The 17,654-nt window shown below is 71.6% G+C and carries 21 protein-coding genes and 1 pseudogene; 13 read left to right on the forward strand and 9 right to left on the reverse strand.

Annotated features, from left to right (window positions below; all coding sequences use genetic code 11):
- Nucleotides 1-37: 37 nt before the first annotated feature.
- The 10 genes from DQ392_RS06815 (at nucleotide 38) to DQ392_RS06860 (ending at nucleotide 5,998) form a co-directional block, all read left to right on the forward strand.
- Nucleotides 38-481, forward strand: coding sequence for a nuclear transport factor 2 family protein (locus DQ392_RS06815; protein WP_114014592.1), 444 nt, complete (start codon nucleotides 38-40; stop codon nucleotides 479-481).
- Between the two features lie 577 nt (nucleotides 482-1,058).
- The gene (gene rpmB / locus DQ392_RS06820; protein ID WP_114014593.1) at nucleotides 1,059-1,295 is read left to right on the forward strand and encodes a 50S ribosomal protein L28; all 237 of its coding nucleotides are present in this window, start codon (nucleotides 1,059-1,061) and stop codon (nucleotides 1,293-1,295) included.
- The gene (gene rpsN, locus DQ392_RS06825; protein WP_114014594.1) at nucleotides 1,295-1,600 is read left to right on the forward strand and encodes a 30S ribosomal protein S14; all 306 of its coding nucleotides are present in this window, start codon (nucleotides 1,295-1,297) and stop codon (nucleotides 1,598-1,600) included. Before rpmB ends, rpsN begins: the two co-directional genes overlap by 1 nt.
- A gap of 180 nt (nucleotides 1,601-1,780) precedes the next feature.
- Entirely contained in the window at nucleotides 1,781-2,185 is a 405-nt protein-coding gene (locus tag DQ392_RS06830) for a Fur family transcriptional regulator (protein WP_114014595.1), read from the forward strand.
- A 193-nt stretch (nucleotides 2,186-2,378) separates the two neighbouring features.
- Nucleotides 2,379-2,543, forward strand: coding sequence for a 50S ribosomal protein L33 (rpmG, locus tag DQ392_RS06835; protein ID WP_114014596.1), 165 nt, complete (start codon nucleotides 2,379-2,381; stop codon nucleotides 2,541-2,543).
- Nucleotides 2,544-2,566: 23 nt separating this feature from the next.
- Nucleotides 2,567-2,821 (forward strand): type B 50S ribosomal protein L31, encoded by a 255-nt coding sequence (locus DQ392_RS06840; protein WP_114014597.1) that lies wholly within the window; start codon nucleotides 2,567-2,569, stop codon nucleotides 2,819-2,821.
- Nucleotides 2,821-3,975: a CobW family GTP-binding protein gene (locus DQ392_RS06845; RefSeq protein WP_114014598.1), complete on the forward strand. Its 1,155-nt coding sequence runs from the start codon at nucleotides 2,821-2,823 to the stop codon at nucleotides 3,973-3,975. The genes DQ392_RS06840 and DQ392_RS06845 overlap by 1 nt, the downstream gene beginning before the upstream one ends.
- A 97-nt stretch (nucleotides 3,976-4,072) precedes the next feature.
- Entirely contained in the window at nucleotides 4,073-4,312 is a 240-nt protein-coding gene (gene rpsR / locus DQ392_RS06850; protein WP_114014599.1) for a 30S ribosomal protein S18, read from the forward strand.
- A 94-nt stretch (nucleotides 4,313-4,406) separates the two neighbouring features.
- The gene (locus DQ392_RS06855) at nucleotides 4,407-4,790 is read left to right on the forward strand and encodes a hypothetical protein (protein WP_114014600.1); all 384 of its coding nucleotides are present in this window, start codon (nucleotides 4,407-4,409) and stop codon (nucleotides 4,788-4,790) included.
- An 11-nt stretch (nucleotides 4,791-4,801) separates the two neighbouring features.
- On the forward strand, nucleotides 4,802-5,998 hold the full coding sequence (locus DQ392_RS06860) for a GTP-binding protein (RefSeq protein WP_245981229.1): 1,197 nt from the start codon (nucleotides 4,802-4,804) through the stop codon (nucleotides 5,996-5,998).
- Between the two features lie 35 nt (nucleotides 5,999-6,033).
- Here the strand turns inward: DQ392_RS06860 and DQ392_RS06865 are convergent, their stop codons facing one another.
- From DQ392_RS06865 to DQ392_RS06880, 4 genes and pseudogenes are all read right to left on the reverse strand, one after another.
- Nucleotides 6,034-6,861 carry a class I SAM-dependent methyltransferase gene (locus DQ392_RS06865; protein ID WP_114014601.1) on the reverse strand — a complete coding sequence of 276 codons (828 nt, stop codon included), beginning with the start codon at nucleotides 6,859-6,861 and terminating at the stop codon, nucleotides 6,034-6,036.
- Nucleotides 6,862-6,982: 121 nt separating this feature from the next.
- Nucleotides 6,983-7,503: pseudogene (locus DQ392_RS35765) on the reverse strand (CobW C-terminal domain-containing protein).
- Nucleotides 7,504-7,508: 5 nt separating this feature from the next.
- On the reverse strand, nucleotides 7,509-7,679 hold the full coding sequence (rpmF, locus tag DQ392_RS06875; RefSeq protein WP_114014602.1) for a 50S ribosomal protein L32: 171 nt from the start codon (nucleotides 7,677-7,679) through the stop codon (nucleotides 7,509-7,511).
- 186 nt (nucleotides 7,680-7,865) lie between these two features.
- On the reverse strand, nucleotides 7,866-8,150 hold the full coding sequence (locus tag DQ392_RS06880; protein ID WP_114014603.1) for an MGMT family protein: 285 nt from the start codon (nucleotides 8,148-8,150) through the stop codon (nucleotides 7,866-7,868).
- Between the two features lie 464 nt (nucleotides 8,151-8,614).
- On the opposite strand from DQ392_RS06880, the gene DQ392_RS06885 reads away from it, so the two are divergent.
- The 3 genes from DQ392_RS06885 to DQ392_RS06895 are packed head-to-tail and all read left to right on the forward strand — an operon-like array spanning nucleotide 8,615 to nucleotide 11,005.
- Complete coding sequence (locus DQ392_RS06885; RefSeq protein ID WP_114014604.1) at nucleotides 8,615-8,875, forward strand: BatC protein; 261 nt, start codon at nucleotides 8,615-8,617, stop codon at nucleotides 8,873-8,875.
- An 11-nt stretch (nucleotides 8,876-8,886) separates the two neighbouring features.
- On the forward strand, nucleotides 8,887-10,080 hold the full coding sequence (locus tag DQ392_RS06890; RefSeq protein WP_114014605.1) for a cupin domain-containing protein: 1,194 nt from the start codon (nucleotides 8,887-8,889) through the stop codon (nucleotides 10,078-10,080).
- A 10-nt stretch (nucleotides 10,081-10,090) separates the two neighbouring features.
- Nucleotides 10,091-11,005, forward strand: a complete 915-nt coding sequence (locus DQ392_RS06895; protein ID WP_114014606.1) for a ferredoxin family protein — start codon at nucleotides 10,091-10,093, stop codon at nucleotides 11,003-11,005.
- A 129-nt stretch (nucleotides 11,006-11,134) separates the two neighbouring features.
- Here the strand turns inward: DQ392_RS06895 and DQ392_RS06900 are convergent, their stop codons facing one another.
- The 5 genes from DQ392_RS06900 to DQ392_RS06920 form a co-directional block, all read right to left on the reverse strand.
- A complete protein-coding gene (locus DQ392_RS06900; RefSeq protein ID WP_114014607.1) occupies nucleotides 11,135-13,468 on the reverse strand; it encodes an FdhF/YdeP family oxidoreductase in 2,334 nt (777 codons plus the stop codon).
- A 39-nt stretch (nucleotides 13,469-13,507) separates the two neighbouring features.
- Nucleotides 13,508-14,026, reverse strand: a complete 519-nt coding sequence (locus tag DQ392_RS06905; protein WP_114014608.1) for an SRPBCC family protein — start codon at nucleotides 14,024-14,026, stop codon at nucleotides 13,508-13,510.
- Nucleotides 14,027-14,481: 455 nt separating this feature from the next.
- The gene (locus DQ392_RS06910; RefSeq protein ID WP_114014609.1) at nucleotides 14,482-15,330 is read right to left on the reverse strand and encodes a heme ABC transporter ATP-binding protein; all 849 of its coding nucleotides are present in this window, start codon (nucleotides 15,328-15,330) and stop codon (nucleotides 14,482-14,484) included.
- A 123-nt stretch (nucleotides 15,331-15,453) separates the two neighbouring features.
- Nucleotides 15,454-16,572, reverse strand: coding sequence for a FecCD family ABC transporter permease (locus tag DQ392_RS06915; protein WP_114014610.1), 1,119 nt, complete (start codon nucleotides 16,570-16,572; stop codon nucleotides 15,454-15,456).
- Nucleotides 16,569-17,645, reverse strand: a complete 1,077-nt coding sequence (locus DQ392_RS06920; RefSeq protein WP_245981230.1) for a heme/hemin ABC transporter substrate-binding protein — start codon at nucleotides 17,643-17,645, stop codon at nucleotides 16,569-16,571. Before DQ392_RS06920 ends, DQ392_RS06915 begins: the two co-directional genes overlap by 4 nt.
- Nucleotides 17,646-17,654 lie beyond the last annotated feature (9 nt).

Raw genomic sequence — 17,654 nt, forward strand, 5'->3', positions numbered from 1 at the left:
GACGAGGGTTCCGGCACCCAAGGCGCGAGGAGCAACCATGCCCGTCAAGTCCGCTGACTTCACCGCGAGTTCCGTCACCGACACCACCCGCCACGTCGTCGAGGAGTTCCTCGCCGCCCGGATGGCCGGGGACGTCGAGCGGCTCGTCGCGCTCTTCGCGGACGACGTCGACTGGCTGCTCGCCGAGAACCCCGCCGTCCCGTGGATCCGGCCGCGCTCCACCGGAGCCGAGTGCGCCGCCCAGTTCAGGGAGCTAGCCGAGCACACGGTGACCGAGGATGCACGGGCCTCCGTCGACACGTTCCTCGTCGACGGCACCGACGCCGTCTTGACGGGGTACCTCTCGGGGACCGTGCGCGCGACGGGGAAGTCCTTCGAGGGCCCCTTCGCGCTGCGCCTCACCGTCGAGGAGGGCCGGATCACCCGGCATCACCTCTACGAGAACAGCGTATCGATCGCCGAGGCGTGCACCCCTTCCTGAGTCCCGACCCCCCGAGTTGCGACCTGGCTGGCGCCGGGGCACGCCCTCGCGGAGATGGTCCGCTCGCCGAGCGGGTGGCGTAGCGCGGTCTTCGGAAAGACCCACACCCGAGCCTTCTTCGCCTGGTCCGCCACCGCACCGGTGTGCTGTCGCGATGCTCCGCGACAGCACCTTCTACGAACCCGAAACGCCGCGCGCCGCTTGACGAAAGACAGAGAGGCACCCCCCGTCGTGGGCGCTCCTGGCCAGGATTGTTGCGCGGCCGTCGCCACAGGGTTGTGGACATTCCGGCTTCCAGCGGAGGGGCAGGACGTGCTCGGTGACAGTGGCGGCCTGGCCGTCGGGCCCGGTCGCTTCGCGTTCCGGCGTCTCGGGCCAGGCCAGGCCGAGCACCAGATGGTGGGCGCACCAATCGTGGAACCGGACCCGACTGGCATTTCCCCAGCATGACGAGACCTGGCGGTTCGGCGGACGGCCGTCACGGCTCGCCCACCCCTTCTCTCCTCGGGTCGCGCGTCAGCCGTCGCACCCGCTACCATTCAAAAATGGTTACCATGTTCATCAAGGGGGTGCGCCCATGTCCGCCCACTGCCAGCTGACCGGGCGCAGGCCCGCATTCGGCAACAACGTCTCCCACTCGCACCGCCGCACCAAGCGCCGGTTCGACCCCAACATCCAGTCCAAGCGCTACTGGCTGCCGAGCGAGAGCAGGTACGTCCGCCTCACCCTCAGCACCAGGGGCATCAAGACAGTCGACACCCTCGGCATCGAGAAGGCCGTCACCAGGATCCGCGCACGAGGAGAAAAGGTCTGATGGCCAAGCAGAGCAAGATCGCCAAGAACGAGAAGCGCCGCGAGATCGTGGCCCGGTACGCGGAACGGCGGGCACACCTCAAGGAGGTGATCCGCCGACCCGACACGCCGGAGGCCGAAAGGCAGGCCGCGCGACGTGAGTTGGAGCGCCAGCCCCGCGATGCCAGCGCAACCCGCGTGCGCAACCGCGACGCTGTCGACGGCAGGCCGCGCGGACACCTTCGCGCTTTCGGCCTCTCCCGCGTGAGGATGCGCCAGCAGGCGCACGCCGGATTCCTGCCCGGCGTGACCAAGTCCAGCTGGTAGCACGAGCCGTGGGTGTGGCGGACATGCACGCGGAGCCTCCCCGCGCCGCCACACCCACTCACGCGTGAGTGCGCCGCCCCGGTCGCCGGTGCAGCACTCCCGGGCCGGGCGCAGGCAGGCGGCCACCGGAATCCCGCCGCGCCCCCCTGCCCCATCCCTACAGGTAAGAGCACCCACCTCATGAGCACTGCCTCCCCGGGGCCCCGCCGCACCCGCCAGCGCTCCGTCGTCCAACGCGAACTCGCTGACCGCGACGAATTCGTCTCGGCCCAGGAGCTGCACAAACGGCTCATCAGCAGGGGCACGGTGGTCGGCCTCTCCACCGTCTACCGCTCCTTGCGCGGCCTCGAACGGTCAGGACACGTGGACATGGTGCGTGACGAGGCGACAGGTGAGCGCCTGTACCGCACACGCTCGGCAGCCGGACACCGGCACTACGTGCTGTGCCGGCGCTGCGGGCGCAGCGAGCCGGTCAACGCCGACGTGGTCGAGGAATGGGTACGCCGACTCACCGAGCAGGTCGACTTCTTCGACATCGACCACACGCTGGAGCTGAGCGGGCGGTGCAAGGAATGCCGCCGGTAGGAGACCTGTGAGCGGCAACCGCCGCACGGCGGGCCGCCTCACCTCACGCCCCCACCCGCCGCCCTCGCGCCCTGCCGGCCGCGCCGTCAGGACGGAGCCCCCTGGACACGGCCACCGCTGCGGGCGGCCGGGTGAGCGCCGGGAGCGGAGACCCCGTATTGGAAATGGAAACCATTACCAATATAGTGGCGGCATGGCGCGCAACGAACTCCGTCCGGTCGTCAAGCTCCGCTCCACAGCGGGCACCGGCTACACCTACGTCACCCGCAAGAACCGGCGGAACAACCCCGACCGCATGACTCTGCGCAAGTACGACCCCGTCGCACGGCGGCACGTCGACTTCCGCGAAGAACGCTGACGAAACTCATCGAAGGACACCCCGTGAAGCCTGGTATCCACCCCCCGTACCGCCCGGTCGTCTTCCGCGACAAGGCCGCCGGCCACGCGTTCCTCACCCGCTCCACCCGGTCCAGCGACAGCACCGTCCTGTGGGAGGACGGCAACACCTACCCGGTCGTCGACGTGGAGATCTCCGCCGAGAGCCACCCCTTCTACACCGGCACGGCCAAGGTGCTGGACACCGCTGGGCGCGTGGAACGGTTCGAGCGGCGCTACGGCCGGCGCGGAGCCCGCTGATGCCGGCCCCCACCCCTCTCCCCGTCGTCCTCGTCGCCGGCATGCACCAAGAAGCCCGCACCGAGACCGTCGCACATCTCCTGCGATCCGTGCCCGGCAGCATCGCCCTGCACCACGACCTGTCACGGTCGGGTGAGGGCGAGGTCCTCCGCCTGGTGTACGACGCCACCGGCCTGGTGTCGCGGGGTGACACGCCGCTGGTGAACGACTGCGCCTGCTGCGCCCTGCGCGAGGATCTCGTCCCCGAGCTCCAGCGGTTGGCCGACGGCGGGCTGCACACACTGGCCGTCGTCGAACTGTGGGACTCGGTCGAGCCGCAGGCGATGGCCGAGACGATCGCCGCGCACGCCGGGGACAGCCTGCGGCTCGCCAACGTCGTCACGGCGGTCGACCCGGCGCTCGTCCTGCCCTGCCTGGCCAACGGGGATGACCTCGTCGACGCCGGTCTCGGGCTCACGGCGGCCGATCAGCGCACCGTGGCCGACACCTTTGCACGGCAGGTGGAGTACCCGCATGTCCTCGCGCTCGCCGCGAGCGACGAGGCCGACGACGAGGACCGGGCACTGCTGGCCCAACTCCACCCCACCGCCGCCCGGTTGCCCTGCCCCTCGGCCGAACTCACCCGCGTCGCCTTCGCCGGCTTCGACGTGGGCGCCGCCGCCGAGGCGCGGCATCCCTCGTGCGCGCGGTTGCCGCAGGAGGCCGACGAGGCCGGTGTGGTCACTGTGGTGTGGCGGCAGCGCCGCCCCTTCCACCCGGGACGGCTGTACGCGGCGCTGGAGGACCTGACGTGCGCCGCGGCTCGCAGCCAGGGGCGCTTCTGGCTGGCCGACCGTCCCGACAACCTGCTCGCGTGGGAGGCGGCCGGAGGTGCCCTGTGCGTCGACAACGTCGGCCCGTGGCTCGCCTCACTGCCGGATGCCGCATGGGAGATGGTGCCTCCCGCCCGCCGGGCCGCCGCCGCTGTGGACTGGCACCCGCAACACGGGGACCGCTGCCAGCACCTCGTCTTCACCTCTCCAGGGCTTGACAGGGAAAACCTCGTGGAACTGCTCGACTCCTGCCTGCTGACCGACGCCGAGTACGCCGCCGGACGAGACGCCTGGCGCCGCCTCCCCGCCGACTTCGACGCGCTGCTCGACCCGGTCGCTTGACCTGCCCCCTGCCCCCTGCCCCCTGCCCCCTGCCCCCTGCCCCCAACAATCGCGCGCCCTGCCCGCACAGGGGCCACACGCGAAGGAGAACCCAACGATGGCACGCCGCGTCCAGGACCCCCGCAAGTCCCGGAAGCCGAAGCCCAACCCGCTGGAGGCCGCCGGAATCACTTACATCGACTACAAGGACACCGATCTGCTGCGCCGTTTCCTCTCCGACCGCGGCAAGATCCGCAGTCGCCGCGTCACCCGCGTCACCGCCCAGCAGCAGCGCCGGCTCGCCCGCGCGATCAAGAACGCGCGCGACATGGCACTGCTCCCGTACGCGAGTCGCTGACCGGCCTCGTCCATCGTCCCGCCGCGTTTCGGCCGGCCCCGCCCCAGCGGGCCGGCGGACGAAGCGGGGACACGTCGGCAAAGCGAGGAGGAGCATGCGCCAGGGAGCTTCGGACCGCACGACCCGCCCCTTCACCCTGGTCGTCTGTACCGCCTGCGCGCCGGCGTCCGCGGCCCGGCCCCTGGAACGCCTGCGTGTGGCCGTACGTGGCTGCCCGCACGGGGTCATGGTCACCAGCGGGTGTCTGGGACTCCTCTCGACGTGCCGCCGCCCGGCAGCGGGGCTCTTCGCCGTCGTGCAGCCCTGCACGAGGCGCCGGGAGCCCAGTGGTCCGCCCCTCCGGCTCGGGCCGATCCTGACCATGGACGACGCCGAGGCGGTGTCCCTGTGGCTCCAGGCCGGCATGCCGGACGACGGAACGCCGCCCGCGCGTCTGCCGGCGCGGCGCTCCCCGCTGCGTACGGCCCACCTGAACTGAGCGGAGAGCACGTGTCCAAGACTCTGTTGAGCGTGGTGACGGGCAACACGCCGCAAACGCGGGGCGAGTTGGTCGACCGCGTACTGCACACCACGCCCGACTCCGTCGTTCTTTCCGTCTCACTCCACGGCGACGGGGAAGGCCACCCCGTCGTCCAGCGCTTCTGGACGGGAACCGATCCCCGCCTCTCCGAGGCCACCGGCCGGGGCGCGACAGGCGCACCCGCGGTGATCGTCCGACAGGACCTGCTGTCCCTCGCGCGTGCCTCCCGGCACCCGCATGTCGTCCTGGCCCTGTCGGACGAGCTGGACGCGCTGCCCTTCCTCACCGAGCTGTGGCGCGAGAGCCCGGGCAACGGCGCCCTGGGCGACCACTACGCACCGGGGCCCGTGCTGGCGGGAATCGAACCGACCGTGCTGCTGCCAGACGTCGGGTGCGTCCACACCGCCGTACGGAAGTGGTCCGGCTGGGACCGCGGACTGCCCATGACCCGCGCGGAAGCTGCCGCCCGCCAGGTGGAGGCGGCGAACGTGCTCGTGCTGGCCGTGCCACCAGGCACCCGCGGCACGCTCGCGGCCGGAGTCGCCACCCTGCTCCGCCACCTCAACCAGACGGCGGTCTGCTTGACCCTCCCCTCAACTGCCGCCGGAGAGGCCGTCTCCGGGCTGCCTTCCGCCCTCTTCGGGCCCGGTGTCCGCGGCGGGCTGCACGACTGGCTCGCCCGGCTGGATCCCGTGGGCGTGCCGCACACGCCGTCCGTGACGGGTGGAGGCGTCACATCGGTGCTGTGGCGTGCCCGACGTCCCGTACATCCCGAGCGGCTGGCCGACGCGCTCGGCGACGTGCTGCCCGGCGTCGTGCGGGGCCACGGGCATCTGTGGCTGTCGAACCGGCCCGCTTCCGTCATCACGTGGCGGTCGGCCGGGGCCCACCTGGAGCTGCGGGAGGCCGGGCACTGGCTCGAGGACTCGGCAACCGGGGCCGCCTGGCAGGCGGCCACCCCGCAACGGCGTACGCTCGCCTCCTGGTTCTGGGATCCCTACTACGGCGAGCGCCGGAACGAGATCACCTTCACCGGCGTCGATCTCGAGACCTCGCGTCTGAGCGAGACCCTGGACGCGACGCTGCTCAGCGACGAGGAGCTGTCGCGGGGCCCGGAGGGCTGGAGCGCGGTCCACGACCCATTCTTCAGCGCAGGTCCGCAGTGAACGCGAAGCTCCGGCGCGGGTGTACGCGAGCCAGGTCAGGGCAGCTGCAACAAGTTCAGCGAGTACTCCTCGACGCCGGGCAGGCGCTGCTGGGCGAGTTCGCGGATGGTCGCCCGATACGGTGCCGGGAGCGCGTCGTGTACCGGGCCGGGCAGCGTCGTCAGCGTGTGTGAGGCCAGCAGTTCGGCCCCGGCGGTCCAGTCCGCGAGCTGACGGGGGTCAGGGCAGGCCCATCGCATCCGTGCGGTGACCTTGCTCAACGCGTCGTGTGTGTCCTGGGTGGCGACGACGTGGGGGCTCGCTGTGTCCAGGGCGAGGCGGGAGCCGGGGAACCTCTCGGCGATCAGATCGTGCACCGCGCGTACCTCGTGCTCGTCCAGGTACGGCAGGACGGCCTCGGCACAGAACAGGTAGGCGCCCTGGCCGAAGTCGGCGACCGCACCGGCCCACGTACGGTCGGTGACCGAGGCGGCCACCAGGTGCCGCCGGTCGGTGTCGGGGAAGAACTCGCGCCGCAGCGCGGCGACATCGGGAAGGTCGAGGTCCACCCACCGGGCCCGCCCATTGTCCACGCGTTCGAAGCGGGTGTTGAGGCCGGCGCCCAGCTCCACCACCGTGCCGTCAGGGTGTTCTTCGAGGAACGTACGGGCCCAGTGATCGAACAGGCAGGTCCGCAGGACGGAGCCGAGCAGGCTGGGCAGGCCGTCGAAGCGGGCGAAGTCGTAGTCGATCGCGGCGACGAGTTCCTCAGCGCGGGGGTCGCGGAGCGCCGGTTGGTCCTTGCGCGTCTCCACCGCCCGTCCGTACAGGGGGATGAGAAGGGTCTCCTGGACCGTTCCGGGGCGCACGGTGTGCCTGGACATGGCAGGTCTCCGATTCCGGGGCCGGAGAAGGGTGGCTCCCGATGGCAGCGGGAGGTGTACCGGCTCGGGCGGCTCCTGGCCCCGCTCGTCGCCCGAGCCGGCGCTCTGCGAGCTCCGGTGCTCAGGGGACGGTGAGAGGTTCCGGATGCTCATGCTCACACACGGCGTCCGTGCCTCCCAGGTCCCAGTCGGGGAACGGGTCCTCGGCGGGCGCCTCCTCGCCGTCACGCAAGAGGCACTCCGCCAGCGCCGACCGCAACTCCCCGCTTCACAAACCCACTCCGATGAAGACCAGCTCCTGGCCGTCCGTACCGGCCTCCCCCGTCCTGGAGGGCTCGAACCTGGCCACCGCACCGGCCTGGGACTACATGCCCGTCACCGAGGGCCGGCTGGCCAGCCGGAAGAACCCCTTGGAGCGCAGGACGTGCCCGAACCTCCCGCTGTCCAGCCGCTCCTCGGTGCGGGAGAGGGCCGCTTCTGCGCCACGCACGAGGGCCGCGTCGATGTTGACCTCGCTCATGTCGTTGACGATCACGGCGACCCGCAGCCCTCGTTGGCGAGGACGTGGTTCAGCAGCGTGGTTTTGCCGGCGCCCAGAAAGCCGGAGAGCACCGTCACGGGCAGCCGGTCCGCCAGTGTCACCGGCCTCAGTCCTCGGGGGCCAGCAGCCCGCGCTCGTAGGCACGAGCGAGTCGCCTGGGCACCCTGTGGGTCCTGCCCTCGATGGTGACCGGCACCAACCGGGGTGCCTGGGCCCTCCATCGGGAACGGCGGTGCCGCGTGTTGCTCCGGGACATCTTCCGCTTGGGCACGGCCATCGCGGTCCTCCTCGGGTTGGTTCGCGCCAAGGCTACACGCACATGGGTTTCGTTTTCAAAAGCCGTCGCACCGGACCCCAGCGGCGACGGGGGCGCGCGCCGTGACCCCACTCCCCGCTCGCCGCCCTGGCTCCTGATCACCGAGCGCGCCGGCCACGAGCGGGCCGAAGCAGCGTCCGGGACATGTCAAGGCGCCCACTGGTGCCGGGCACGGCGCATGTCCACTCGCGCACCACACATCGGCGTGCCCTCCTCGGCGAGCAGGCGCGGTGCGCTCCCGCCGTGACAGGAAGCCGGCGTCCCGTCCGCGTAGACGACACGCCACCAGGGCAGGCCCTCGTCGAACAGCGCCATGGCGCGTCCCACCTGCCGCGGCCCGGCCCCGATTTTCCGCGCTATGTCGCCGTAGGAGGCGACGCGGCCCACGGGGATGGCGAGGACCGCTTCCAAAACCTCGTCCATCACGCTCACGGCAGCATCAACACGATCATGCGGGGGTCAGGCCCCGCCCTGAGCCCCCACGGCACCGCGTCACTACACGCGCTCGCCGACCGTTCACGTCCAGCCGGACCGGACATGCATCCCACCTCTCCGCGAACCCCTCGCTGGTCACCTCATCGGCGCAATCAGGGATTCTCTCGCCACGCGCCGTGCGCCCGTTCATCCCCGAGGCTCGTGGCAGGACCTCAGGCGATCTGTTGCGCCCGCTCGGCCCCGGAATGCGCCGGATCGCCCCACGCCCACTCGGCGACACCACGGTGCGCCCGCCGGCGCGACGATGTCCACTTGCCCTCTCCGTTGTCCCGGTTCGAATCGATACTTCCGTTAAGCGGCGATACGGTGCCCTTGATACTGCTTGCGAGGGTTCGCCCCCCATCAGACGCTGAGCCGCCGATGCGGGGTCCGATCCAGTCGTTCGATCCTCAGGAGAGCGCATGACCGACCCCAGGAAGAACCGCCAGCAAGAAGGCCCCGCGGACTCCGAAGCGGGAGGCACACCGGGCGTCCACGACGGCGGAGCGGACGACGGCGCCGAAGGCCCCGCAGACGGCGGAGCAGCAGGCACACCCGGCGTCCACGACGGCGGAGCCGACGACGGCGCCGAAGGCCCCGCAGACGGCGGAGCAGCAGGCACACCCGGCGTCCACGACGGCGGAGCCGACGACGGCGCCGGCGAATCCGGCAACCGCTCTTGACCACACCGCCCATGGCCGAGCTTCGGGACCCCGGCACCGCAGCAGGCGCCGGGGTCCTGGAGAAGCGCCTGGCCTGTCGCAGTAGGGAGGAGTTCGCCCGCGACGTCTGGGCCCGGACCGCGCTGCTCACGCGCGGCGCGAGCGACTTCTCCGACCTGTTCTCCGCCGACGCCGTGGACGAGCTGATCTCGCGTCGCGGGCTGCGCACCCCCTTTCTGCGCGTCGCCAAGGACGGCTCCACACTCCCCGAGTCGTCCTTCACCGCGCCGGGCGGCGTCGGCGCCACCATCTCCGACCAGCTCGACGACACCGCTGTGTGGCGCGCGTTCGCCGACGGCGCCACACTCGTCCTCCAAGCCCTGCAACGCACGTGGGAGCCGGTAGCGGACTTCAGCTCCGGACTCAGTGCGGAGCTGGGACATCCGGTACAGGCCAACGCCTACGTCACACCACCGCAGAGCCGCGGTTTCGACGCCCACTACGACGTGCACGACGTCTTCATCGTCCAGATCGAGGGCACCAAGCGCTGGCTCGTCCACGAGCCTGTTCACCCCGACCCCCTGCGGGACCAGCCCTGGACGGATCACCGCTCAGCCGTCACCGAAGCCGCGAAGGGGAAGGCGTACATCGACACCGTCCTCGGCCCCGGGGATACTCTCTACCTCCCGCGGGGCTGGCTGCACGCCGCACGGGCGCAGGGCGAGGTCTCCATCCACCTGACGTTCGGCATCCACTGCTGGACGCGGTACGCGCTGGCGGAACATCTGGCCCAGGCGGCGCTGGCGCTGTTGCGCGAGGATCCCCGGATGCGTACGTCCCTCCCCCTGGGAGCGGAGCCGCCGGCCGGCGACATCGGCTTTGTCCGAGAGCGCCTCCTCGATGCCGTGGCAGAGGCCGATCCCACCCCGTCCTTCTGCCGCGCACGGCGGTCCCAGGGGCGCCCGGCGCCGCTGGGCCCACTGGCTCAACTCGCCGCCGTCGACGGCCTCCTGCCCACCTCAGCTGTGCGGCTGCGGGGTGCCCTGGAAGCGCGGCTGGTGGGCTCACGCCTCACCACTCGCGTGGGCTGGCTCGACTTGCCCCGAAGCGATCTGCGAGCTGTGTCCCGGCTGCTCGCCGGTGACGTCCGCACGGCCGGCGATCTCGGCCTCGCTCTCGCCGAGAGACTCCTGCGCGCGGGCGTACTGGTACCCGCCGGACAGTGACGTCGCCGCGATGCCTGCCGAAGACCGGTTCTTCTGCGCTGAGGCCGCTCGCAGACGCGGCGACCCGATGGCCGGCACGGCACCGCACGGCCTCGTGTGGATCCTCGTCGAGTACCGGGGCGGCTGGCCCGTCAACGGCTTCGACGGTCTCGGTCTCGATCCTGGCACCAAAGCGCTCGTGTACTCCTCGGCCCAGGCGGCGCGGGCACGAGTGCTCCTGATCAGACGGCACGGGCGGCGCCGGACCGAGGGCGTCAACCGCTGGGCCGTACTGCGTTACGACAGCGCGGGAGACTACCGCCAGCAGTGGGGGACCTGGCGGCGTGACGAGGACTTGGCGGGGATCGCGGACGCCCTCGACGCACCCGGAGAGCTCGGCTGCCCGCCGGTCGTGCTGGTCTGCACGCACGGTCGGCATGACACCTGCTGCGCGGTCCGGGGGCGCCCCGTGGCACGAGCCCTGCACGAGCGCTGGCCGAACCTGGTGTGGGAGTGCTCGCACGTGGGCGGCGACAGGTTCGCCGCCAACCTCGTGGTCGCGCCCGACGGCGTCTACTACGGTGACCTCGACGCCGACTCCTGCCTCCGCGTGGTCGAAGAACACCTGGCCGGCCGTATCCACGCGGAGCACCTGCGCGGGTACACGGATCTTCTCCCGCCCCAGCAGGCCGCCGTGGCGGCGCTGCTCACTCGCTTCGGTCCGGCCGGCCGGCACGACTACGCCGTCACCGCAACGTTCCGTGACGCCGACCGCTGGCGGATCCGGATCGTCGGCCGCCCGCCCCGTCCGCCCGTCACCGACGTCGGGGTGCACGCCTACCGCACACCGCCCCACCGGTTGACCTGTCGCGGGGCAGTCAGGCGTGCGGCCACCGTCTATGAGATCACTTCGGTCGGTGCCGCCGCGGACGGCGATGACACCTGATCGAAGACCTCACCCCGGCCGTCCGGTCCTGTCAGGCTCGTGCCTGCGCCAAGAGGCCGCGGTGCGCTCTTGCGGGACGGTCCGGACGCCGGGGCCGTGTGCGCCCGGCAGGTGCTCCACCTGCCCGCGTCACCGCACGGCTCCGTCCTCTGCCGCGTGTGCGCTCCCCGTCTTCGCTTCCACGGGCTCCAGCCGGACGACGATGCCCTTGGACGTCGGCTGGTTGCTGATGTCGGCCACGCTGTCCAGCGGCACCAGGACCTGGGTCTCGGGGTAGTACGCGGCGGCGCAGCCGCGTGTCGTCGGGTAGGGGACCACCACGAAGCCGCCGGCCCGGCGCTCCACGTCGTCGGACCACACGCTCACCAGGTCCACGGCCTGCCCGTCGGCGAGGTCGAGTTCGGCGATGTCCTGGGGGTTGACCAGCACCACTCTGCGGCTTCCCTGGATGCCCCGGTAGCGGTCGTTTCGCGTGTAGGGGATGGTGTTCCACTGGTCGTGGGAGCGCAGGGTCTGGAGCACCAGGTGTCCCTCGGGGGCGCGGGACATCTGCCAGGCGTTGCGGGTGAAGTGGGCCTTGCCGGTGGCTGTGGCGAAGACCCCCTCGTTCACCGGGTTCGGCAGCCTGATGCCGCCGGGGCGGGCCACGCGCCGGTTGAAGTCGTGGAACCCCGGAATGATGTGGGAGATCCGGTGGCGGATCGCCCCGTAGTCCTCCTCGAAGCGGTTCCACGGAATGTCGGCCTTGCCGTCGAGGGCGCGGCGCGCGAGCCGGCACAGGATGGCGACCTCGCTGAGGAGGAGCTTGGAGGCCGGCTTCAGCCGTCCGTAGGAGGTGTGCACCTCGCTCATCGAGTTCTCGACAGTGACGAACTGCTCGCCGCTGGTCTGGATGTCCCGTTCGGTGCGGCCCAGGGTGGGCAGGATCAGCGCGGTCTCGCCGCAGATCGCGTGAGACCTGTTGAGCTTGGTGGAGATGTGCGCGGTGAGGCGACAGCGCCGCATGGCCTCCTCGGTGACCGTGCTGTCCGGAGCGGCCGTGACGAAGTTGCCCGCGAGCGAGAGGAAGAACTTGATACCGCCCTCGCGCATGGCCCTGATCGCCCTCACGGAGTCCAGACCGTGGGCTCGGGGCGGTTCGAAGCCGAACTCCTGCCGCAGCGCGTCGAGGAAGGAGTCCGGCATCTGCTCCCACACGCCCATGGTGCGGTCACCCTGCACGTTGCTGTGCCCGCGCACGGGGGACGCTCCGGTGCCGGCCCGGCCGAGATTGCCGCGCAGCAGCAGGAAGTTCACGATCTCCCTGATGGTGGGGACGCCGTGTTTCTGCTGCGTGATGCCCATGGCCCAGCAGACGACGACGCGTTTGCTGCGCAGTACCTCGTCCCGGGTCGTCTCGATCTCCTGGCGGGTGAGTCCTGTGGCGGTGAGGACGTCCTCCCAGGCGATGGTGCGGGCGTGCCGGGAGAACTCCTCGAAGCCGCTGGTGTGGGAGCGGATGAAGTCGTGGTCGAGTACGGTCCCCGGCCGGGCGTCCTCCTCCTCCAGCAGCATGCGGTTCAGGCCCTGGAAGAGCGCGAGGTCGCCCCCGCTGCGGATATGGAGGAACTGATCGGCGATCTCCACGCCGCGTCCGACGACCCCGCGGGGCTTCTGCGGGTTCTTGAAGCGCAGCAGCCCGGCTTCGGGCAGGGTGTTCACCGCGATGACGCGGGCGCCATTGAGCTTGGCCTGCTCGAGTGCGGACAGCTGCCTGGGGTGGTTGGTCCCCGGGTTCTGCCCCACCAAGAAGATCAGATCCGCGTGGTGGATGTCGTGCAGGGAAACGGTGCCCTTGCCGGTGCCCAGCGTCTCGTGCAGGGCGAAACCGCTGGATTCGTGGCACATGTTGCTGCAATCGGGCAGATTGTTGGTCCCGAAAACCCGGGCGAGGAGTTGCAGGACGAACGCGGCCTCGTTGCTGGCCCGGCCCGAGGTGTAGAAGACCGCCTCGTCCGGCGAGTCCAGGGAGGTCAGCTCCGAGGCCATCAGCCCGAAAGCCTCGTGCCAGCTGATCGGTTCGTAGTGATCCGAACCTGCCCGCTTGACCATCGGCTCGGTGAGCCTGCCCTGCTGGTTCAGCCACAGGTCGGACCGCTGTGCCAGGTCGGAGACGGGGTGGGAGCGGAAGAAGTCGGCCGTGATGCGCCGCGAGGTCGCCTCGTCGTTGATGTGCTTGGCGCCGTTCTCGCAGTACTCGTTCCTGTGCCGGTGACCGGGAGAAGGGTCGGCCCAGGCGCAGCCCGGGCAGTCGATGCCGTCCACCTGGTTCATCGTCAGCAGCGTCGTGGCGACCCGCGGGACCGTGGTCTGCTCAAGGGAGTACTCCAGCGCGTGTGCCACCGCAGGCACCCCGGTCGCCCAGTCCTCGGGCGCGGAGGTGGTCAGCTCCTCCTGCGGCTCTTCCTTCGGCGGCCTTCGCATCAGGTGTGCCTCTCATTCCCTCTGGGGCTACGTCACGCTTCAGCCGACCGGCCAGCAGGGGACGTGGCTGCGGGGAGGTTCCGGTTCCACCGGCTGCACGTGTCCGTTGTGGATGCTGCCCCGCCACGCACCGACTTCCTGCCCGAGGCCCTCGATGAATTCCTTGAAGTTGCCGAGTTCTCGACGGACCACGCGGTGCACGACCCCGGACACGTCCGTCAGGAGGCCGGCGAGTCCCGGCGTGGTGATCGTCATGCGCACGGTGACGACGGTCCGGTCCGAGGGCGCGGAGTCGAAGGAGACCTCTCCCCCGTGGGCGGGGCGCCCTCCCAGGCTTCTCCAGGCCAGACAGGAGTCGGGCCGCTGCTCCCAGATCTCCGCCGCGAACTCGCCGCGCACCGGACCGTACCCGATGCTCCAGCGGGTGACGGCGGGTCTGACCTGCTCGACCTTCGTCACCGCGGACATGAACCGGGGAAAGCTTTTGAACTGGGTCCACTGGTTGTAGGCCGTACTGACCGGGACTCCGACTTCCAGTGTCTCTTCAATGGCGCTCATGGCTCGCCCATCCTCGACTGCCGCTCTCGCCAGTGTCGGTGCGCGTCCGGGCGGCCGCCACCGGTTGTTCGTGGAACCGGCCCGGACGGCCGCCGGCACGCTGCGTCGCCGGCGTCCACCGCGCGTCCTTGTCCTGGAGGCACAGCCCTGTCCGGACGCGCAGCCAGCCTAAGTCGGTGTGGGCGGGTCTGTGTAGCCTCCCCGCCCTCGGGCCCCGATCTTCCCTCCAGCGGCTCACTGCCGTCTCGCGCCACCGAGCGGCCGGCGGCCTCCTCGGCGCAGCCGCCCCACGCCGGGTCCCGTCCTCGGAGGCGTAACGCGCGGCGGGAGTGTGACGGGCGGCCGCCGCTCTGTCGCCCGCAGCTTGCGAGAGCTGTACCGTTTCCCGTTCCCGTTGCCCCTGCGGGCCGGACTCCACCGGCCGGGCGGAGAAGGTCCTGAGGCACTGGCGTGTGTCAGTCGGCCCCGGGCGCGCGTACCGGAAGTACCAGTGGCGCAGCCGTGGCGGGGTGCGGATGTACCTCGACCGGGTGCCGGTAGACCCGGGTGAGCATCTCCGGGGTCAGCACGGTGGCGGGCGGCCCGGTGGTGACCAGGTGCCCGGCGTCGAGGAGGGCGACCCGGTGCGCGTAGGCGGCTGCCAGATTCAGGTCGTGCAGCACGATCGCGACAGCGTCTGCGCGCGCGGCCCGGCTACGGCACAGTGCCAGGACCAGTTCCTGGTGCCGGAGGTCCAAAGCGGCCGTCGGCTCGTCCAACAGCGTGAGCGGGGCGCGCTGCGCGAGTACCCGCGCGAGGGCGACACGGGCGCGTTCGCCTCCGGAGAGGTCAGAGAACGGGCGGGCCGCGAATCCGCCGACCTGCGTATCGGCCATGGCTGCCCCGACCGCCTCGTCGTCCTCGTCCTCCTCGAAGGTGCCCGCCCATGGGGCGCGGCCCATGCGCACGACCTCCTCGGCGGTGAACGGGAAGGCCAAGGTGGCGGCCTGCGGCAGGACGGCGCGGCGGACAGCCAGCTCACGCGGCGTCCACTGGCCCACGGGGCGTCCGGCGAGGCACAGGGACCCACTCGTCAGCGGGGTGTCCCCGGCGAGCGCGGCCAGCAGGGTGGATTTGCCCGCTCCGTTGGGGCCGACGAGTGCGAGGACTTCGCCTGCCCTGAGGCTCAGGTCCACTCCTTCGAGCACCTGCCGGCCGCCCAGCCGCACTTCGGCTGCGCGCGCCTCGGCGAAGACCTCACCGGTGGCGGGGCGCGACCGGGTCAGGTCCTGACGGCGTCGGCGGGGCAGTGCCGGTCTGGGCATGGGCTTCCTCCGGTCCAGGGCGTGGGGGCGACGTGCGCGGCGGGGCGTGAAGGGGCCGGTGTGGCCGGGTGGGAAGGCTGACGTGGGAAGGGGCAGCCGACGGGAGGCGGCGCGTGCCCCGGTTCAGGCCCACCCGCCCTGGCGTCGCCGGGTCCTGCGCAGCAGCCAGAAGAAGAACGGGCTGCCGAGCAGCGCGGTCAGCACGCCGAGGGGCAGCTCGGCGGGCTGGGCCACGGTGCGAGCCGCCAGGTCGGCGCCGACCAGGACGACGGCGCCGCCCAGTGCGCTGCCGGGCACGAGGAAGCGGTGCCCGGGACCGGCGGCCATCCGCAGCAGGTGGGGTACGACCAGGCCGACGAAGGTGATGATCCCGGCGACCGCCACCGCGGCGGCCGTCAGCAGCGCGACGAGCAGGATCAGGACGAGGCGCAGCCGTTCGACGTCCACGCCCAGGTGCCGGGCCGGCCGCTCGCCCAGTGCCAGCAGGTCCAGGCGAGGGGCGTAGACCGGGGCGACGAGCAGCCCGGCGAGGGCACAGGGCAGCACGGCCGCCACCTTGGGCCAGGTCGCCTGGGCGAGGGAGCCGAGTTGCCAGAAGGTGATCTGGCTGATCTGGGCGTTGTCGGCGAAGAACACGCACAGGCCGATGAGTGCGCCCGCGAACGCGTTGACCGCGATCCCGGTGAGGATCAGGGTGACGACCTCCGTACGGCCGCCGGCCCTGGCCAGCACGTACACCAGCAGCACCGTCGCCAGTCCCGCGACGAACGCGCAGGCGGTCACGGTCCAGTTGCCCAGGAACGACAGCCCCAGCGCGATCGAGGAGACCGCACCGACGGCGGCTCCCGAGGAGATGCCGATGACGCCGGGTTCGGCCAGCGGATTGCCGAAGACCCCTTGCATCAGGGCGCCGGCGCACCCCAACGCGGCCCCGGCGAGCACGGCGAGGACCACCCGGGGCAGCCGAACGTTCCACAGCACGCTCTCGGCGACGCGGTCCAGCTGCCGGCCGCCGAGCCCGGCCCGGTGCAGCAGCGAGCCGAGCACGTCGCCGACGGGGATGTCGTACGCGCCGATGCCCGCGGAGAGCAGCGCCAGCGCCACCAGGGCGGCGGCGAGCGCGGCGGTCAGCGCGAGGGCCACGGCACGCCGGGCCGGTGCCGTCTTGTGGGCCGCCGCCGCGGAAGGCGGCTCCGTCCCTGTAGCCCGCACGGGTTCGCGGCCGCCGGCCTGAACCCTCATCCGGCCCCGCCCTTCGCGTGGATTCGGTCTGCCAGGTACCGCAGCACCTGGTCGGTCCTGGGGCCGTAGTTGAGCAGGACGCCGTCGTCGACGGCGGCGACACGGCGGTCCGCTCCTGCGGGTGTCTCGGCGACGCCGGGGATCTTCAGCAGGCCGTCCACCCCGCCCACGGACTCCAGCCCCTTGGTCATCACCAGGATGACGTCGGGCGCCGCCTTGGCGAGGGCTTCGCTGGTGATCGCCGTGAAGTCCTTCCGCAGCCCGGACTCCTTGCCCGCGTCGACGCCGCCGGCTGCCTCGATGAGTGAGGAGGCGCCGGAGCGCGCACCGCCCAGCAGGTAGACGCTCGCGGAGCCGCGCAGGTAGAGGAAGGCGACACGTGGCCGGTCGGCGCGCTGCTCACGGCGCCCGCCGCCCTTGCCGGAGGCCGGGGAGGTGCCGGGTATGCCGTCCCGTACCGCCTCGATGCGGTCGTTTGTGCGCTTTTGCAGTCGGTCTCCCGCAGGGCGCACGCCGAGGGCGCGGGCGACGTCGGTGATGCGGGTGTCCACGTCGTCCAGCTGCCGTGCGGGGCGGAGGACGACGAGCGGCACGCCCGCCTCGCGTATCTGGTCGACGGCTTCCGCCGGCCCCGTGGTGGTTTCGGCGAGCACCACGGTCGGTTCGAGGGACAGGACGCTTTCCGCCGACACGTCGTGCGCGCGGGTGACGACGGGCAGGTGCTCGGCCTGGGCGAAGGTCGCGGTGATGTCCCTGGCCACCACTTGCTTGCCGAGTCCGAGCGTGTGGACGATCTCGGAGAGGGAGCCGGTGAGCGGCACGATCCGCTCGGCGCTGCCGACGGTCACGGTGCGCCCGTCGGCGGAGTCCACCCGCACGGGCAGCCGGGGAACCGGAGCCGGGCCCGAGAGCGGTTCGAGGCGGTCGGCGCGGGGGGAGCCCACCGCACCGTGCTTGCCGTGACCTGTGCCCTCCCCTCCCGCCTCGCCGCCGCAGCCGGTGAGCGCGAGCACCAGCGCGAGAGAGGTGGCCGTCACGGTGAGCACGCCCCGCGCTCGGAGTCGTCGATGCACGTTCCTCGC

The organism is Streptomyces reniochalinae, from assembly GCF_003323735.1.
Lineage (GTDB): Bacteria > Actinomycetota > Actinomycetes > Streptomycetales > Streptomycetaceae > Streptomyces > Streptomyces reniochalinae.

What these genes read in the sequence shown, in the direction of transcription:
- DQ392_RS06815 (WP_114014592.1), top strand. Translation starts at nt 38, where the DNA reads ATGCCCGTCAAGTCCGCTGACTTCACCGCGAGTTCCGTCACCGACACC.
- rpmB (WP_114014593.1), top strand. Translation starts at nt 1,059, where the DNA reads ATGTCCGCCCACTGCCAGCTGACCGGGCGCAGGCCCGCATTCGGCAAC.
- rpsN (WP_114014594.1), top strand. Translation starts at nt 1,295, where the DNA reads ATGGCCAAGCAGAGCAAGATCGCCAAGAACGAGAAGCGCCGCGAGATC.
- DQ392_RS06830 (WP_114014595.1), top strand. Translation starts at nt 1,781, where the DNA reads ATGAGCACTGCCTCCCCGGGGCCCCGCCGCACCCGCCAGCGCTCCGTC.
- rpmG (WP_114014596.1), top strand. Translation starts at nt 2,379, where the DNA reads ATGGCGCGCAACGAACTCCGTCCGGTCGTCAAGCTCCGCTCCACAGCG.
- DQ392_RS06845 (WP_114014598.1), top strand. Translation starts at nt 2,821, where the DNA reads ATGCCGGCCCCCACCCCTCTCCCCGTCGTCCTCGTCGCCGGCATGCAC.
- rpsR (WP_114014599.1), top strand. Translation starts at nt 4,073, where the DNA reads ATGGCACGCCGCGTCCAGGACCCCCGCAAGTCCCGGAAGCCGAAGCCC.
- DQ392_RS06855 (WP_114014600.1), top strand. Translation starts at nt 4,407, where the DNA reads ATGCGCCAGGGAGCTTCGGACCGCACGACCCGCCCCTTCACCCTGGTC.
- DQ392_RS06865 (WP_114014601.1), bottom strand. Translation starts at nt 6,861, where the DNA reads ATGTCCAGGCACACCGTGCGCCCCGGAACGGTCCAGGAGACCCTTCTC.
- rpmF (WP_114014602.1), bottom strand. Translation starts at nt 7,679, where the DNA reads ATGGCCGTGCCCAAGCGGAAGATGTCCCGGAGCAACACGCGGCACCGC.
- DQ392_RS06885 (WP_114014604.1), top strand. Translation starts at nt 8,615, where the DNA reads ATGACCGACCCCAGGAAGAACCGCCAGCAAGAAGGCCCCGCGGACTCC.
- DQ392_RS06890 (WP_114014605.1), top strand. Translation starts at nt 8,887, where the DNA reads ATGGCCGAGCTTCGGGACCCCGGCACCGCAGCAGGCGCCGGGGTCCTG.
- DQ392_RS06895 (WP_114014606.1), top strand. Translation starts at nt 10,091, where the DNA reads ATGCCTGCCGAAGACCGGTTCTTCTGCGCTGAGGCCGCTCGCAGACGC.
- DQ392_RS06900 (WP_114014607.1), bottom strand. Translation starts at nt 13,468, where the DNA reads ATGCGAAGGCCGCCGAAGGAAGAGCCGCAGGAGGAGCTGACCACCTCC.
- DQ392_RS06905 (WP_114014608.1), bottom strand. Translation starts at nt 14,026, where the DNA reads ATGAGCGCCATTGAAGAGACACTGGAAGTCGGAGTCCCGGTCAGTACG.
- DQ392_RS06910 (WP_114014609.1), bottom strand. Translation starts at nt 15,330, where the DNA reads ATGCCCAGACCGGCACTGCCCCGCCGACGCCGTCAGGACCTGACCCGG.
- DQ392_RS06915 (WP_114014610.1), bottom strand. Translation starts at nt 16,572, where the DNA reads ATGAGGGTTCAGGCCGGCGGCCGCGAACCCGTGCGGGCTACAGGGACG.